Raw genomic sequence first — 15562 nt, forward strand, 5'->3', positions numbered from 1 at the left:
ATCAACTCCCGGTGTCAGCTGCCTCCCGATTCTGATGTCCTCGGACGCACTGGTCCAGCGGCGGGCCGCAGGTCGATCACTGAGCCACCGGCCAGCGTCGGACCGCTGGTGTGCAGGTGGCAGCGGACCGTTCCGCCGCCGTCGACCGGCGTCGGCTGGGGAACCTCCACCCGGCAGATGTCCATCGCGTACGGGCAGCGGGGGTGGAACGCGCACCCGTCGGGCGGGTTGGTCGGATCGGGCGGATCGCCGGGGAGCACGATGCGTTCCCGTTGGCGTTGCACCTTCGGGTTGGGCACCGGAACTGCCGACAGCAGCGCTTCGGTGTACGGGTGCGCGGGGTGCGGGTAGATCCGCTGCGCCGGTCCGTCTTCCACCAGCCGACCCAGGTACATCACCGCGACGCGTTGGGCGAGTTGCCGGACCACGGCCAGATCGTGCGAGATGAACAGGTACGACGTGCCCAGCTCGGCCCGCAGTTCTTCCAACAGGTTGATGATCTGGTTCTGCGTGGAGACGTCCAATGCGGACACCGCTTCGTCGCAGATCACCACGTCCGGGTCCACCGCCAGCGCGCGGGCGATGGCCAGCCGCTGCCGTTGGCCTCCGGAGAACTCGTACGGATAGCGCTCCAGGTGCCGTGCCGACAGACCGACCCGGACCAGCAGATCGCGGACCCGGTCGTCACGCTCCTTGCCGCGCAGGCCCTCGTGCACTTCGAGCGGCTCGCCGACGCTTTCCGCGATCACCATCGACGGGTCCAGCGACGAGTACGGGTCCTGGAACACCATCTGGATGCGCCGACGGTGCCGCCGCAGTTCCTGGCCGCTGAGCGCGGTCAGCTCGGTCTCCCGCAGGCGCACCGTGCCCCGGTCCGGCTCGACCAGCCGCAGCAGCGCCCGTCCGGTGGTCGACTTCCCCGAACCTGATTCGCCGACCAGTCCGAGGATTTCCCCGGCGGCCAGTTCGAACGACACCCCGTCCACCGCGCGCAGCCGCCGTTCGCGCTGGAAGAATCCGCGCCGCAACGCGAAGCTCACCGACAGGTCCTCGACTTCGAGCAGAGCTGTCATGCCGGACCTCGCAGTTGGAGTTCGTCGGAGCGCACGCAGCGCGTGGTCCTGAGCTGGTCGATCTTGCGCAGTTCAACGGCGTCGGCGGCGCAGCGGTCGGTGGCGTACGGGCAGCGGGGGTGGAAGCGGCAGCCGTCCGGCATGGCGCCCGGCGGCGGCGCTTGGCCGGGAATGGTCGCGAGCCGGTCGGAGCCACCGAGCTCGGGCACGGCGGCCTGCGGCATCGCGGCCAGCAGTCCTTCCGCGTAGGGGTGCGGCGGATGGCTGAAGAGGTGGTCGACGTCGTCGGTGGCCACCACCTGCCCGGCGTACATCACCACCACCCGGTCGCAGATGTCGGCCACCACGCCCAGGTCGTGGGTGATGAACACCATGCCCATGCGCAGCTCGTCGCGCATCTGCCGGAGCAGGTCCAACACCTGGGCCTGGATGGTCACGTCCAGCGCGGTCGTCGGTTCGTCGGCGACGAGCACCTTCGGTTCGCAGCAGATCGCCATCGCGATCATCGCCCGCTGTCGCATCCCACCGGAGAACTCGTGCGGGTAGCTGCGCGCCCGGCGTGCCGCGTTGGGAATGCCGACCTGGTCGAGCGCGGCGACGGCACGGGCCGTCGCGATCCTGCGGGACACCCGCCGGTGGCGGCGCACGGTCTCGGCGATCTGGTCGCCGATGGTGAACGCGGGGTTCAGCGACGACATCGGCTCCTGGAAGATCATCGCGATGTCGTTGCCCCGGATGTCGGCCAGCCGCCGCTGCGGCATGCCGATCAGTTCGGTGCCGTCGAGCTGGATGCTGCCACTGGCGATCCGGCTGGTGCGCGGCGGCAGCAGGCCCAGCATCGCGAGGCTGGTGACGGTCTTGCCGGACCCGGATTCGCCGACCAGCCCCAACGTCGCCCCAGCGGCAACGGAGAACGACACCCCGTCGACCACCGTGACCCAGCCGCGGTCGGTGGCGAACCGGACGTCGAGGTCGGACACCCGCAGCACCGTCATCCGCCGCTCCTGATCTCGCGGCCCAGCGAGTCCCGCAGTCCGTCGCCGAGCACGTTGAACGCCAGCACGGTCAGCGCGATGGCGATACCGGGGAAGATCACCAGGTGCGGTGCGAGCGACACGAACCGCGCACCTTCCTGGAGCATCGAGCCCCAGCTGGCCTGCGGTGGCACGACGCCGAGGCCGAGGAAGCTGAGCGTCGCCTCGGCGAGCATCGAGAACGCCGCGACCAACGACAGCTGGACCAGCAGCGGGGACAGCACGTTGGGCAGCACGTGCCGTCGGATGATGCGGCCCGCCGGTGTCCCGATGCTGCGGGCCGCCTCGATGTAGGTCTCCTCCCGCACCGACAGCACCGTGCTGCGGACCAGCCGCAACAGGCGCGGCGCGGTGACCAGGCCGACCGCGAACATCGCATTGCCGAGACCGGGTCCGCGGGCGGCGACGATCGCCACGGCCAGGATCAGCGGCGGGAAGCTCATGAACGCGTCCGCCAGCCGCACCACCCAGCGGTCGAACCGACCGCCGAGGTACGCACCGACCAGCCCCAGCGGCACACCGAGCAGCACGGCCACGCCGACCGCCTCTACGGCCGCGAGCAGCGAGATGCGGCTGGCCACCAGCATCCGGCTGAGCATGTCCCGGCCGAACTGGTCGGTGCCCAGCAGGTGCCCGTCGGCGCCCGGCCCGGCGAGCACGTTGCGCAGGTTCTGGTCGTCGGGGTCGGCCGGTGCCAGCAGCGGTGCGAGCACCGCGACTCCGGTCAGCAGCACCAGGAACAGCAGCGACAACACCGCTGGACGCTGTCGTCGGAAGCGCCGCCAGAACCGCTGCCGGGGCGACTGGGGCGGGCCGAGGTCGTCCGCGGTGGCCGCCGCGGTGACGTGCCGGGTCCACCGCTGGTTGGTGTCGGTCAACTCGCGTCCTCCCTCGCCGGTGCTCATTGCGCGCGCACCTTGGGGTTGAGGTAGCCGTAGGACAGGTCCACCGCCAGGTTGGCCAGCAGCACCATCACCGCGGTGACCACCACGATTCCCTGCACCATCGGCAGATCCCGTTGCAGCACCGCGGTGATCGCCAGCTGGCCGAGGCCGGGGATGCCGAAGATCTGCTCGACGACCACGGTTCCGCCCAGCAGCACCGAAATCCGCATGCCGAGCACGGTGACCACCGGGGTGGCGGCGTTCTTCAACGCGTGCTTGCCGATGACGCTGGTGGTGCGCAGGCCCTTGGCGCGCGCGGTCCGCAGGTAGTCCTGGTCGAACACGTCGATCAGCGAACCGCGCAGCTGGCGGGTGAGTTCGGCGGCCGCCGCCAGGCCCAGCGTGCAGCTGGGCAGCAGCAGGTGCGCGAACCAGTCGATCGGATCGTCGTCCAGCGGCACGTATCCGGTGGCTGGCAGCAGATCCAGGTGCAGGGCCAGCGAGGTGGCCAGCAGCAGCCCCAGCCAGAAGTTCGGCATGGCCACGCCGACGGAGGTGCCCACCGTGAGCAACCGGTCCAGCCAGCCGCCCCGGTTGGTGGCGGCGACGATCGCGGCGGGCACGCTGATCAGCAGCGCCAGCGCGATGGCGAGCGCGGTCAGCGACACGGTCGCCGGGAGCCGTTCCGCGATGGCCCCGGAAACGCTGCGGTTGCTGAACATCGACGTACCCAGATCGCCTTGGACGGCGTTGCTCACCCAGCGCCAGTACTGCACCAGCAGCGAGTCGTTGAGGCCGAGCCGTTCGCGGGTGGCCGCGATCTGCGCTTCCGTGGCGTTCTCCCCGGCGATGGTGATCGCCGGATCGCCCGGCACCAGCAGGACCAGGCCGAACACGATCAGCGAGACCAGCAGCAACAGCGGGACCATCGCGGCCAGACGGCGGACCACCAGCTGGAACACCGCCTCACCTCCAAGTTCCGGCCGTGCCGACGCCGCGGAACTCCGGTTTGTTGGACAACCAGCTGCGCAGCCCGGTCACCCGTGGCGCATGCCCGTAGTTGGTGTCGGCGAAGACCACCGGCACGTCCAACGCCTGGTCCACGACGATCCCGCCGATCCGGTGGAACAGCTCGGCGCGCGCCGCCGGGTCGATCGTCTGCCGGACCTGGCCGATCAGCTGTTCCAGCTGCGGCAAGGTGTGGCCGCCTGGGTTGGAGAATCCTTTGCTGCCGTACAGCAATCCGAGGGTCTGGATCGGGTCCGCGCGCCCGCCCCACGGCGCGACCATCGCGTCACCCTGCTGGCGCCCGTAGAACAGATCGGCCGCTTCGCTGGAGGCGGCCTCGCCGATGTTCATCCGCACACCTACCTCGGCCAGCTGCTCCTGCAACGCGACGGCGACGCCGGGATCGGTGCTCGGCACGATCGCCTCGAACTCGAATCCGCCGGGCAGCCCGGCTTCGGCGAGCAGTTGCCTGGCCTTTCGGGGGTCGTACGGGTACAGGTCGGGCAGCTCGGGATCGTTGGCGTAGTAGCCAGGCGGGAACGGCTGAACGGCCGGTGCGCCGTTGCCGAACAGCACTCCCGCGATGATCGCTTCCCGGTCGATGGCGTGGTTGAGCGCGCGCCGCACCCGGACGTCGTCGAACTCGGAGCGGGTTCGGTTGAGCTGCAGGTGGTAGAAGGCCAGCGTGACATCACCGACGACGCCCAGGTCGTACTGCCGGGCCTCGGCGACCTGGTTGCCCTGCAACAGCGCCGCGTCGACCTCACCGGCGCGCAGCGCGTTCATCCGCGTGGTCTGGTCGGACTGGATGACGATCACCATCGTCTCGACCAGCTGAGCGGCCGGGTCCCAGTAGCCCGGGGAACGGCGCAGCACGACCCGGTCGTTCGGGCTGTAACTGACGATCTGGTACGGCCCCGCACCGACCGGCCGCAGGTCCAGCTGGGGGTCGTCGAACGCCGCCGGGCTGACCATCATCCCGGCCCGGTCCGACAGCGCGCCGACCAGCGAGCTGTCCGGTGCGCTGAGCACCAACTCGACGGACAGCGGTCCGAGCACGTCGACCCGCGTCACCGATCTCAGTTCGGAGGCGACCGTGGAGCCTTCCAACGTCCGGGCGCGGTCCAGGTTCGCCTTGGCGGCGGCCGCGTCGAACGGGGTGCCGTCGTGGAAGCGCACTCCCGGTCGCAACTCCAGGACCAGGCGTTTGCCGTCGTCCGCGTAGTGCCAGCCGGTGGCCAGGCCCGGCACCGGTTCGGCCATCGTGGTCAGGTGCACCAGTCGGTCGTAGACCGGGAACAGCGTGGCGTTGTCGAAACTGGACGATGCGCGGTGCGGGTCGTAGCGGCTGGGGCCGACGGTGTAGGCGAACCGGAAGGTGCTTCCCGCGCCGCCGGAGGCCGAGCCGGTCGCTTCGGTGTTGATGCCTCCGCAGGCCGCGGTGACGGTCAGCAGCCCGGCCAGGGTGGCTGCGGCGAAGCGCTTCCGGTGTGCGGGCACGCGAACCTCCGGCTTCCGGTCGGTGCTGCGACGGTCGAGCGGGTCTTCGGCGGAAGTTCACGAGCACGCCTGGTGATGCGGCACGAGTCGGGGATCTCGCGGTCGGTCGCCCTATTCAAGGAGACCTGAGTCACAGAATCAAATAGCGTTGGCCGAACGGACGAATAGGGCGAAACGATGCCTGCGAACGGGTGTTGATCGGTGCAGAACCGCCGCGTGGTTCAGCGTGTGCCGGACAGGAAGGACTGGACGATTTCGGCGACCTGATGCGGTTTTTCGAAGAGCATGCCGTGGCTGGCGTCGATCTCGCGGACCGTCACGTTCGGTCGCTTCGCGGTCAGCGCGGCGAGGTCGCGGCTCAGCCCGGCGTGCAACGCCTGCATCAGATCGGTGAATTCCGGTGGGAATCCGGCGAGCCGGGTCGCGCGCACGAGCTGGAACGGTCCGGTGATCCGCTGGAAGATCGGCAGCGCGTCGGCGAATTCCGAGGCATCTCGCAGCGCTTCGAGCACCGCGGGTCCGGGGTGCGGCCATGTTTGACCATTGTGGACCGACAGACCGCGTTGTGTCATCGCTACCCAGTGCTCGGCGTCGATGCCCAGTTGGGTCGCGAAAGCGGCCTGCTGGTCCAGCAGCGCGGCCACCTGCTCGGCGCTCATCGGCTGTCCGGAAGCTGTTGTCTGGGTGGCGAAAACCTCGCGCAGCCGGGCCAATTGCGCGTGCACCTGTTCGGTCGGCATCCCGACGTAGTTGTCGGGGTGCGTTGCTGCCGCGCGATGGCCGTCGAGGCTCATCGCGGCGGGGCAGTCGGGATGGCGCACCGCCCACATCCCGGCGATCATCCCGCCCAGCGAATGTCCGACCACCGCAGGCGATGGCGATGCGAAGTGTTCGGCCACCGCGTCCAGATCGTCGAGCACCGCGTCCCAGTTCCAGGGCCCGTCGCCGGAATGTCCGTGGCCTCTGAGGTCCACCGCCAGCACTCGGTGCGTCGCGGTCAGCAGCGGCGCGAGGTGCTCCCAGGCGAGCAGATTTCCGCCAGCGCCGTGCAGCAACAGCACGGCTGGACCCGAGCCGCCGTGATCGCGCACCGCGATCTCCACCGCTGCGGACTTGACCAGGACGTCATTCATCGGTGCCCTCCGGAGAGTTGGTCGAGGCGCGCGCGGATCGACGCGGTGCTGACCCCGCCGTCCGGGTGACGCTCGAGCTTGTCGCGGTTGACCAGGTCGTGCACGCCTTGCCGGGTGATGCCCAACATCGCGCCCGCTGTGGACAGCGACACGTGATCGGCGCCGGGATGCCCGATTCGCCGCGCGACGACTTGCCCCAGCGCGGTGCGCCACCAGGCATCTGGCGGGTCGAACGGGCCGTCGTCGGGGTAGAGCGCCGCCAGCAGGCGAGCACAGGTGTGCACTGCCGCTTGGTGATCCGGACCGAGCAGCCGCGTGGCCCACGTGGCGGCATCCCGGTCGATGCGCCGCTGCAGAGACGCGGTAGCCGCATCGGATTCCAGCAGGATCCGCAACGGATCGAGCAACCGGATCGCCACCAGTCGGCGCAGCTCATCGGCCAATTCCTGGTGTTCGGCACGTGACATCCCCGGGCTCCTGACTCGACTACTTGACACAACATAGCAAGTACTTGTCAGAATCTGTCAAGTAGTCGAGTCGGGAGTCGTCGGTAGGAGTCGTGCGCTGTCCCGTCGGTTCAGCCCACGAACACGGCGACCTCCATGCCCTCCTCGGCGTGCCTGCCCACCGGGCAGTAGAAGCGGTAGCTACCGGGAACCAGCGTCACGTTGAGCACTGCCGACTGGCCCGACTGGACCACCGCAGTGCTCTGATTCGCCACACCCGGGCCGTCGATCGCCAAGGCGTGCACGATCCTCCCGGCATTCACCGCGTTGAACGCGTAGGGGCCGGGCGCGAGGTGCGTTGGAAGTTCGAGCCGGAACTCGGTCATCCGGACCGTCATCGGGAATGCGGCGGATGCGCTCACCACCGGTCGCACCGGTTCTGGCGAGGTTGGCGTGGCGGCCGCGGCGCCGGTGCACATCGTGATCAGCAACGCGAGAACGCCGACCACCGCCCCGATCCGGGCGCGCTTGTTGTCCGCGAAGATCCGCATTGTTCAGCCCCCCAAGGAATTCGAGCGTCGACCGCTCGATGAGAAAACCTTTGCCAGCCTTGGGTTCGCCGAGACGAACAGGCGTTTCAAGCGTACGTCCGAGGGCCCTGCGACGGGTGTCCGATGTGCCCCGTGTGCCCAGCGGAGCAGCCGTTGAGACTCTTAACGCGCGGGTCGGACGACTTCGCTGATCCCCGTGGGGCTACCGCGAGAGGGCGGCGCGGATGTCGTCCGGCATCGGGGTTTTCCGCTTGGATGCCGGGTCGACGAACACGTGCCGCATCTCGCCGTCGGCCAGCAGCCGGTCGGCGCTGCGGAACTCCGGGTTGATGATCATGCTCGTGGTGCCCAGGTGCGAGATGGGCAGCGCGATGTCGACTTCGTCGTCGAAACGAGCCGGTTCCCGGTAGCGCAGCCGTGTTTCGGCCACCACGAGGTCGACCCCGTGGTCCAGCAGCCGCTGCCACGGCCCGACCCGGTGGCGGAACAACTCGGTGATCGCCACGTCGTAGAAGAACAGGTAGTGCCCGTTGAACACCACGCCCTGCTGGTCGCACTCGCTGTAGCGCACCCGGAGCCGGTGGGTGAATGCGGTACTCATACCGGTGAGGTTACCGAGCCCCGCGAACCTCAAGTGCGGCCAGCAATGCCGCGGTAGCCTTCTCGATCTCGTCCACCGCCTGTTCGAACGCGGCCGCGTTGTGCGCGGCGGGCTTGCGGAATCCGGAGATCTTGCGGACGTATTGCAGGGCCGCCGCTCGGATGTCGCCGTCGGTGACCTGCTCGGCGTACGGCGGGCGGAGCGTTTTGATGCTGCGGCACATACCTGTTCCCGGTGGATTGCCCCGGCGGTCGCCGGGGTCGATGACCTGTGAACCGAACTGGCTGTCCCGGTCATGCTAGCGGGCGGGGCTCCGTCCGGGCAGCTGGCTGACAAGATCGACAGGGTGTCGCCGATGCGAACCAATGCCGGATTTGGTTGCGGGAAAAGACAATATCGCTCGGTGTCAGCATTTATCGTCGCCTGATCCGCGATTCCTCTCCGTCTCGTGTCGCGGAATGCGGCTGAAACCGGGGCGCATTCGGCTGCGAAATTCAGGATGAAAACCGCAGTGCAACCAAACCTGCTGGGGTTCTTGCTTTTGCGCGGATTTTCCGGATGCGGCCCTTTGGTAGCGCTGTTAGCCTGCGTTTATGGTCGTGCAACGATTGCAGGCCGCAGCGCTCCTTTTGGGGCCGCTGGTCTTCGCGGCATCGCCGCTATTCTGGGTCGACGGGCATTATGGGGTGACCGGCGGAATGCTCATCGCGTTGGCCATGGTGCCGTGGGTGTACGGGCTGATCGGTGAATACGAGCGGTTGCGGGAGCGCGTGCCAATATTGGCCGGACTGTGGTTGTTGCTGCTGCTGGTAGGGATGTTCGGGAGTATCGCCTTCGGGCTGCAGGGCTTTTTCGAGGGGGTGTTCGGCATCAGCGACCGGGCACCCCTGGCCGCGCTGGACGATTATCCGCCGCAGAGCGTGTTCGTGCTGTGGCTGCCGGGACCGGCATTCCCGCTGTCCCTGCTGGCATTCGGCCTGCTACTCGGTTGGACCCGAATGTCCCCGCGCTGGGTCGCGGTCCTGGTCTGCGTTGCCGCGATAGCCTTTCCGCTGGGCCGAGTCCTCCGGCTCGATTGGGTCGCGTACATCGCGGACCTGCTGATGGTGCTGCCGTTCTGCCACCTCGCTTGGTGTGCCTGGCAACGTCCGGTCATGGCCACCACATCGACCTGAGCTGACCGTCACTCGGCACTGCCGCAGACGCCGCGGCCGTTGCCTGTGCTGGCCGCGACACCGACGAATCACCCTATGTCGCTGGAAGTTCTTGGCGATCAGGAACAGCCTCGGCACATCTGCATGCTCAGCGAGGGACGCACGCTGGGTGGCGTCGCCCGCTCCCGTGCGGTGAGCGGCACAACACTTTGCCATTGCGCTAAGTATCTTGGGCGTGCATGCTTAGCCACATGGCACAGTGTTCAACGGGGCTTGATGGCGTGTTCCTGGCACTCGCGGATCCGACCAGGCGGGCTGTGATCCACCGGCTCGGGCGTGGGCCGACGAGCGTCGGGGAGCTGGCCCGCCATGCCCCGATGACACTTCCTTCCTTCATGAAGCACGTGCGGGTGCTCGAATCGAACGGGCTGATCCGCACGGCGAAGTCCGGTCGCGTGCGCACGTGCGAGCTCAACCGGCAGCGGTTGGCACTCGTGGCGGACTGGCTGGAGGAGCAGCGGAGCCTCTGGTCGGACCGCACCGATCGGCTGGAACAGTTCGTTACCGAATTCGAGGAGAAGACGACGACATGAACCCCGACCTCGACCTCAGCATCGACCGGGTCATTCGCGCGCCCCGCAAGGTCGTGTGGGACGCCTGGACCGATCCGGCCAGCCTGGCGCAGTGGTGGTTGCCCGCTCCGACGCAGTGCCGCGTCGACCGCTTGGAGGTCCGCCCAGGCGGCGCGTTCGTCACGAGGATGAGCGAGGACGGCGTCACGTTCGTTCCGCACGTCGATGCGTGCTTCCTCGTGGTGGACGAGTTCGAGCGCATCGTGTTCACCAACGCCGTCGATGGCGCGTGGCGTCCGGCGAGCCCCGCCCCGGTGGCGATGACCGCCGAGGTCACGCTGCAGGACCACGCGGACGGCACCGACTACCGGATCGTCGTGCGCCACGGCGACCGGGCCGCCCGGGACCGCCATGCCGAGCTGGGATTCGCCGAGGGGTGGGGCACTGTCGCCGACCAGCTCACCCGGTTCGTGACGGGCGCACGGTGAAGATCACCCGGAACATCGTTCTGACTGTCCACTTTGGTCACACGTGCTGACTGCGCCCGAACTCACGGTGCCGCCCCTGTTGTAGCGGACACGGGAGCGGTCAGCATCCCGGTGAGCAGGTCGACGAGCTCGGTGGCCGAGTCCGGGTCGTCGGGCGCCAGGCCACCGGTCTGCACGGCCCGCTCGCGGTCGGCGAGCAGGGCGAACAGCACGGTTGGAAGGGTGCGCAGCCGACGGCGCCGGAGAGCGGTCGGCAGATCCTGCAGCGTGCGGTCGAGGCGGGTGATGATCAGCCGTACGGAAGCCCGCTGCGTTCTGTCCAGGTTGGCGAACGCGGACAGCGCGGCGTGAGTCCGGATCCGTTCGAGGAATCGAGCGTAGTGGGTGGCGCCGTTTTCGTAGGGCACGGTGAGCATTGGCAGGACAAGCGCCGAAACCAATGCGCGGACGCTGTGCGGCGCACCGGCGGTTTCATCGTCGGCGAGCCGCTCAAGGCGATGTTGCTCCAGGTCGGCCATGCGGTACTCGGCGACGGCGTTGATCAGTCCGTCCCGGCTGCCGAAGTGGTACTGGACGGCGGAGTTGTTGCGCTGGCCAGCGGCGATCGCGATGTCGCGCAACGGCACGTCGGTGCCGCGTTCGGCGATCAGCCGCTCGGCGGCGACGATGATCCGCTCCCTGGCGTCCGCGCTGGCCACCCCACCACGCTAACACGGAAAAGCGCCCACTCTTGATTTTTAAGCAACTGTGCTTAATGGTGGTTGGGTGGTGATTGACATGCTGGGCTTGCCCGGTGCCGCAGCGGTGGTGACCGGGGCTGGCCGAGGCATTGGCGCGGCGTCGGCGATCGCGCTGGCGGAGGCTGGCGCGGACGTGGTGATCAGCGCGCGCACCGCGGAGCAGTTGGCCGAGGTCGCCAGCAAGATCGAGGCACTGGGGCGGCGCGCTGTCGTGGTTCCGGCGGATCTGTCCGATCTGGATGCTGCGGCCGGGCTCGCGCAGGCGGCCGCGGAGCAGTTGGGACGGTTGGACGTGGTGGTGAACAACGTGGGCGGCACCGTGCCGAACACGTTCCTGACGACCACGTCGGCCTTTCTGGAGGACGCTTTCCACTTCAACGTCGCCACCGCGCACGCGCTGACCCGAGCGGCGGTGCCGCTCATGCTGGACGGTGGCGGCGGGTCGGTGGTGAACATCTCTTCGGTGATGGGTCGGCTGGCGGGCCGCGGGTACTTGGCCTACGGCACGGCGAAGGCGGCCCTTGCCCATTACACCCAGCTGGCGGCCGCGGACCTCGCGCCGCGGATCCGGGTGAACGCGATCGCCGTGGGCTCGGTGCGGACATCGGCGCTGGACGTGGTCGCGCGCGACGAGGAGCTTCGAACCGCGATGGAAGGGGCGACCCCGCTGCGCCGCTTGGGGCATCCGGACGAGGTGGCGGCTGCGGTGCTGTTCCTGGCGTCGAGGGCAGCCGGCTACACCACCGGCGCGGTACTGCGGGTCGACGGCGGCATCGGCGCGCCCAACCTCGACCTCAACCTCCCGGACCTGGAGCACCCGACGAAATGAGGAGGCACCGGTGGCGTACCGCGTGGTGCAGTGGAGCACCGGCAACGTCGGCAGGTGGGCATTGCGCGGCATCATCGACCACCCCGATCTGGAGTTGGCGGGCGTGTGGGTGTCCAGCCCGGCCAAGAACGGTCGCGACGCGGGGGAACTGGCCGGTGCGGACCGTCCACTTGGGATCCGCGCGACCGCCGATGCCGACGAGCTGATCGCAGCCGAACCGGACTGCGTGGTCTACACGGCGATGGCGGACAACCGGCTGTCGGAGGCGATCGACGACCTGTGCCGACTGCTGCGGGCCGGGATCAACGTGGTGGCCAGCGGTCCGGTGTTCCTGTCCTTCCCCGACGGCACCGTGCCGCTTGATCTGGTCGAACCGATCCGCTCGGCCGCGGCTGACGGCAGGGCCTCGCTGTGGGTCAACGGCATCGATCCGGGCTGGGCCAACGACTGGCTGCCCCTGCTGCTGTCCGGCACCTGCCAGCGCATCGACTTGGTCCGCTGCTCGGAGATCACCGACTACTCCACCTACCACAATCCGCTGGTGTTGTTCGACCTCATGGGCTTCGGCACACCGCTGGACGAGACCCCGATGCTGCTGCAACCAGGCGTGCTCTCCATTGCCTGGGGCAGCGTGGTACGCCAACTGGCCGCCGCCCTGGAAGTGCCGCTGGATTCCGTCGCCGAACACCACGAGCGGTTCCCGGCGCCGGAGCCGTTCACGGTCGCTGGCCGCACGATCAACACGGGCACCATGGCGGCACTGCGGTTCACGGTCAGCGGCATGGTCGCGGACCGGCCGGTGCTGGTGCTGGTGCTCGAACACGTCACCCGACTCCGACCCGACCTCGCGCCGGACTGGCCGCAACCAGCCGGGACCGGCTGCTACCGCGTGGAGATCACCGGCGAGCCGAACTACGTGCTGGACCTGCGGCTGACCGGTGGCGACGGCGACCACAACACCGCGGGGGTGGCATCCACCGCGATGCGCCTGGTCAACGCCGTGCCCGCGGTGGTGGCCGCGCCACCCGGCCTGCTCACCGCGCTCGACCTTCCCCTGACCACCGGACGGGGACTGGTGTCGATCCCGGCACGCGGTGTCATCAACCCGTGAGCTGTGGTCCGATGGCCCATCGTGGCGGGTTGGACCTCCGGTGCGAGTGGTACCCGAAAGCAGGCCAACTCCTACAAGCGACCTCGGCGAGGGGGTCTGGATGCGGCGTGAGGTGCTGGCGGGGGTGGACGGCTCGGCAGAGTCGGTGACCGCGGCCCTGTGGGCAGCGGACGAGGCAGCGTTGCGCGGAGTGCCGCTGCGGTTGCTGACCGTCGATGCGAAAAACACCGGCGACCACGCGTGGAACATCGTGCGCAGCGCCCGACAGTGGTGCCACCGCGCGCATGGCGGGATCGACATCGCCGAAGACGTCCTGGCCGGATATCCGCCGCAGGTGCTGGTTCGGGAATCGACGGATGCCCAGCTGCTCGTGGTGGGCTCGCGGGGACTCGGTGCGGTCACCGAGACCCTGCTGGGGTCGGTGAGCATGGGTGTCGCGATGCGCGCGAACTGCCCGGTCGTCGTCGTGCCGAGACGTCGAGGCAGCTTCGCGCTGGGACCGGTGGTGCTCGGGGTCTCGGGCCCGTCGAGGGGTCGGGCGGCGATCTCGTTCGCCTTCGCCGAAGCCGCGTTGCGGGGCACGGCGCTGCTGGCGGTGCACGTGTGGCGACCGATCTCCTGGACCGAACCGGCACAACTGGCGGCGTGGTCGACAATGGACGGTGCGCGCCAGGACCTGACGGCAGAACTGGTCGACTGGGCCTCGGGCTACCCAGATGTGCAGCTGAGCACGGACGTGCGGTACGGCAGCCCTGCCGACGAGCTGAGCCAGGCCGCGTCCGCCGCGCAGCTGTTGGTCATCGGTCACTGCGGCACGGCGCTGGCGTTGGGCACGGTCGCCCACCGGACCCTGCACCACGCCGATTGCCCGGTCGCCATCGTCCGCGAAGAACACCGAAGGGAGGACATCGTTTTCTTCGAGGCCGGGGGAGGAGCCGATGAACGACAGGTCCCGCGAGATTCGAACGCAGCTCCATGAGGTGTTCGGGTGGGCACCTTCGCCACTGGTCGAACTCGCCACCAAGGCTTGGCCATCGCGGGGAAAGCGCTGAACAGCGAGTCTGAGCGAGGCGCACGATGACGGGATTGTGCACGGACCTGTACGAGATCCGGATGGCGGCGAGTTATCTGCGCCGGAGCATGACCGCACCGGCGACCTTCAGCCTGTTCGTCCGGGAACTACCGCGCAGCAGGGGTTTCCTGGTGGCGGCTGGACTTGCCGACTGCCTGGACTTCCTGGAGCGCTTGCACTTCAGCGCAGCTGACCTGACCTATCTCGGCGACGTCGTGCACCTGCCGGAGGCAGATCTGGCGGCGTTGGCCGAGCTGCGCTTCACCGGGGACGTGTGGGCGGTCCCGGAGGGACGGGTGGTCTTCGCCGGTGAACCGCTCCTGGAGGTCACCGCGCCCCTCCCGCAAGCGCAGTTGGCGGAGACGGCGTTGCTGAACTTCGTGACGTTCCAGTCGTCGGTGGCGGCCAAGGCGGCGCGGTGCCACCTCGCGGCGCCGCGCGCGGATCTGGTCGATTTCGCTGCTCGCCGCACCCACGGCCTGGAAGCCGCTCGGGCGGTCGCTCGCGCCTCGGCCATCGCTGGGTTCGCGGGTACCAGCTACGTGGCGGCCGCGCGGGAGTTCGGGCTGCTCGCCGCTGGCACGATGGCGCACTCCTACGTCGAGTCGTTTCCTTCGGAGCGCAGCGCCTTCCGCGCGTTCGCCGAAGATTTCCCGGACGCCACGGTGTTCCTGGTCGACACCTACGACACCCTGCGCGGGGTGCGCACGGCGATCGAGGTCGCCCGAGACCTGCCAGTTGGCAGCCGGATCGGGATCCGGCTGGACTCCGGTGACCTCGGCGGACTGGCGGCGCGGGCGCGTCGGCTGCTCGACGACGCTGGGCTGGCGAACGCCCGGATCATGGCCAGCGGTGGGCTCGACGAACATGCGCTCGCCGAACTCGCCGACGCGCCGATCGACCTGTTCGGCGTGGGCACCCGGATGGGCGTCTGCGCAGACGCGCCGTCCCTGGACAGCGCCTACAAACTGGTCGAATACGACGGAGCGCCGGTGATGAAGCTGTCCACGGGCAAGCTGACCGCACCCGGCGCCAAGCAGGTCTACCGCGGCACGGCCGGACAACCCGACCTCGTGGCACTGCGCGGCGAAAGTCCCCCAGCCGAACGGGAAACGTTGCTGCGTCCCGTGATGTGCGGTGGGGTCCGAGCGGCGCAGCAGGAGCCGATCTCGGCCGCCCGGCGGAGGTGCGAACGAGATCTGCGCTGGCTACCCGAGTCGGCACGGCTGCTCACCGATCCGGTACCGGTCGACGTGGCGTGGACCCCGACGCTGCGGCAGGTCACCGAGGACCTCCAGCGGTCCCTAGTAGCGAAGCACCGCCTCGCCCCGAACCAATGACGTGAGCCGGAGTCGCCTGCTGCTAC

The 15562-nt window shown here is 68.8% G+C and carries 18 protein-coding genes; 7 read left to right on the forward strand and 11 right to left on the reverse strand.

Going from position 1 to position 15562, the window contains the following annotated elements; genetic code table 11:
* Positions 1-14: 14 nt before the first annotated feature.
* The 10 genes from MOQ72_RS03130 to MOQ72_RS03175 all read right to left on the reverse strand — a co-directional run bounded on the left by MOQ72_RS03130 (position 15) and on the right by MOQ72_RS03175 (position 8453).
* Positions 15-1073 carry an ABC transporter ATP-binding protein gene (locus tag MOQ72_RS03130; protein WP_242180433.1) on the reverse strand — a complete coding sequence of 353 codons (1059 nt, stop codon included), beginning with the start codon at positions 1071-1073 and terminating at the stop codon, positions 15-17.
* Positions 1070-2068, reverse strand: coding sequence for an ABC transporter ATP-binding protein (locus tag MOQ72_RS03135; protein WP_242180434.1), 999 nt, complete (start codon positions 2066-2068; stop codon positions 1070-1072). Before MOQ72_RS03135 ends, MOQ72_RS03130 begins: the two co-directional genes overlap by 4 nt.
* Complete coding sequence (locus tag MOQ72_RS03140) at positions 2065-3012, reverse strand: ABC transporter permease (RefSeq protein WP_242180435.1); 948 nt, start codon at positions 3010-3012, stop codon at positions 2065-2067. Before MOQ72_RS03140 ends, MOQ72_RS03135 begins: the two co-directional genes overlap by 4 nt.
* Positions 3009-3953 (reverse strand): ABC transporter permease, encoded by a 945-nt coding sequence (locus MOQ72_RS03145; RefSeq protein WP_242180436.1) that lies wholly within the window; start codon positions 3951-3953, stop codon positions 3009-3011. The genes MOQ72_RS03140 and MOQ72_RS03145 overlap by 4 nt, the downstream gene beginning before the upstream one ends.
* Before the next feature lie 4 nt (positions 3954-3957).
* Positions 3958-5499: an ABC transporter substrate-binding protein gene (locus tag MOQ72_RS03150; protein ID WP_242180437.1), complete on the reverse strand. Its 1542-nt coding sequence runs from the start codon at positions 5497-5499 to the stop codon at positions 3958-3960.
* Positions 5500-5720: 221 nt separating this feature from the next.
* The gene (locus MOQ72_RS03155) at positions 5721-6632 is read right to left on the reverse strand and encodes an alpha/beta fold hydrolase (RefSeq protein ID WP_242180438.1); all 912 of its coding nucleotides are present in this window, start codon (positions 6630-6632) and stop codon (positions 5721-5723) included.
* Entirely contained in the window at positions 6629-7099 is a 471-nt protein-coding gene (locus MOQ72_RS03160; RefSeq protein WP_242180439.1) for an acyl-CoA-like ligand-binding transcription factor, read from the reverse strand. The genes MOQ72_RS03155 and MOQ72_RS03160 overlap by 4 nt, the downstream gene beginning before the upstream one ends.
* 110 nt (positions 7100-7209) lie before the next feature.
* The gene (locus tag MOQ72_RS03165) at positions 7210-7629 is read right to left on the reverse strand and encodes a hypothetical protein (RefSeq protein WP_242180440.1); all 420 of its coding nucleotides are present in this window, start codon (positions 7627-7629) and stop codon (positions 7210-7212) included.
* A 202-nt stretch (positions 7630-7831) separates the two neighbouring features.
* A complete protein-coding gene (locus tag MOQ72_RS03170; RefSeq protein ID WP_242180441.1) occupies positions 7832-8230 on the reverse strand; it encodes an acyl-CoA thioesterase in 399 nt (132 codons plus the stop codon).
* A gap of 10 nt (positions 8231-8240) precedes the next feature.
* Positions 8241-8453, reverse strand: a complete 213-nt coding sequence (locus tag MOQ72_RS03175) for a DUF2277 domain-containing protein (RefSeq protein WP_242180442.1) — start codon at positions 8451-8453, stop codon at positions 8241-8243.
* 370 nt (positions 8454-8823) lie between these two features.
* Here MOQ72_RS03175 and MOQ72_RS03180 point away from each other — a divergent pair, with 370 nt between their 5' ends.
* The 3 genes from MOQ72_RS03180 to MOQ72_RS03190 all read left to right on the forward strand — a co-directional run bounded on the left by MOQ72_RS03180 (position 8824) and on the right by MOQ72_RS03190 (position 10444).
* Positions 8824-9405, forward strand: a complete 582-nt coding sequence (locus tag MOQ72_RS03180) for a hypothetical protein (protein WP_242180443.1) — start codon at positions 8824-8826, stop codon at positions 9403-9405.
* A gap of 230 nt (positions 9406-9635) precedes the next feature.
* Entirely contained in the window at positions 9636-9977 is a 342-nt protein-coding gene (locus MOQ72_RS03185; RefSeq protein WP_242180444.1) for an ArsR/SmtB family transcription factor, read from the forward strand.
* Positions 9974-10444 (forward strand): SRPBCC domain-containing protein, encoded by a 471-nt coding sequence (locus tag MOQ72_RS03190; protein WP_242180445.1) that lies wholly within the window; start codon positions 9974-9976, stop codon positions 10442-10444. The genes MOQ72_RS03185 and MOQ72_RS03190 overlap by 4 nt, the downstream gene beginning before the upstream one ends.
* Before the next feature lie 62 nt (positions 10445-10506).
* Here the strand turns inward: MOQ72_RS03190 and MOQ72_RS03195 are convergent, their stop codons facing one another.
* Positions 10507-11142: a TetR/AcrR family transcriptional regulator gene (locus tag MOQ72_RS03195; RefSeq protein WP_242180446.1), complete on the reverse strand. Its 636-nt coding sequence runs from the start codon at positions 11140-11142 to the stop codon at positions 10507-10509.
* A gap of 67 nt (positions 11143-11209) precedes the next feature.
* On the opposite strand from MOQ72_RS03195, the gene MOQ72_RS03200 reads away from it, so the two are divergent.
* The 4 genes from MOQ72_RS03200 (at position 11210) to MOQ72_RS03215 (ending at position 15536) form a co-directional block, all read left to right on the forward strand.
* On the forward strand, positions 11210-12013 hold the full coding sequence (locus MOQ72_RS03200; RefSeq protein WP_372495265.1) for an SDR family oxidoreductase: 804 nt from the start codon (positions 11210-11212) through the stop codon (positions 12011-12013).
* A 10-nt stretch (positions 12014-12023) separates the two neighbouring features.
* Entirely contained in the window at positions 12024-13124 is a 1101-nt protein-coding gene (locus MOQ72_RS03205) for an NAD(P)H-dependent amine dehydrogenase family protein (RefSeq protein ID WP_242180447.1), read from the forward strand.
* A 100-nt stretch (positions 13125-13224) separates the two neighbouring features.
* Entirely contained in the window at positions 13225-14103 is an 879-nt protein-coding gene (locus MOQ72_RS03210) for a universal stress protein (RefSeq protein ID WP_242180448.1), read from the forward strand.
* A gap of 98 nt (positions 14104-14201) precedes the next feature.
* Positions 14202-15536, forward strand: coding sequence for a nicotinate phosphoribosyltransferase (locus MOQ72_RS03215; protein WP_242180449.1), 1335 nt, complete (start codon positions 14202-14204; stop codon positions 15534-15536).
* Positions 15537-15562 lie beyond the last annotated feature (26 nt).

It is taken from the genome of Saccharopolyspora soli, from assembly GCF_022678645.1.
GTDB classification, from domain to species: Bacteria; Actinomycetota; Actinomycetes; order Mycobacteriales; family Pseudonocardiaceae; genus Saccharopolyspora; species Saccharopolyspora soli.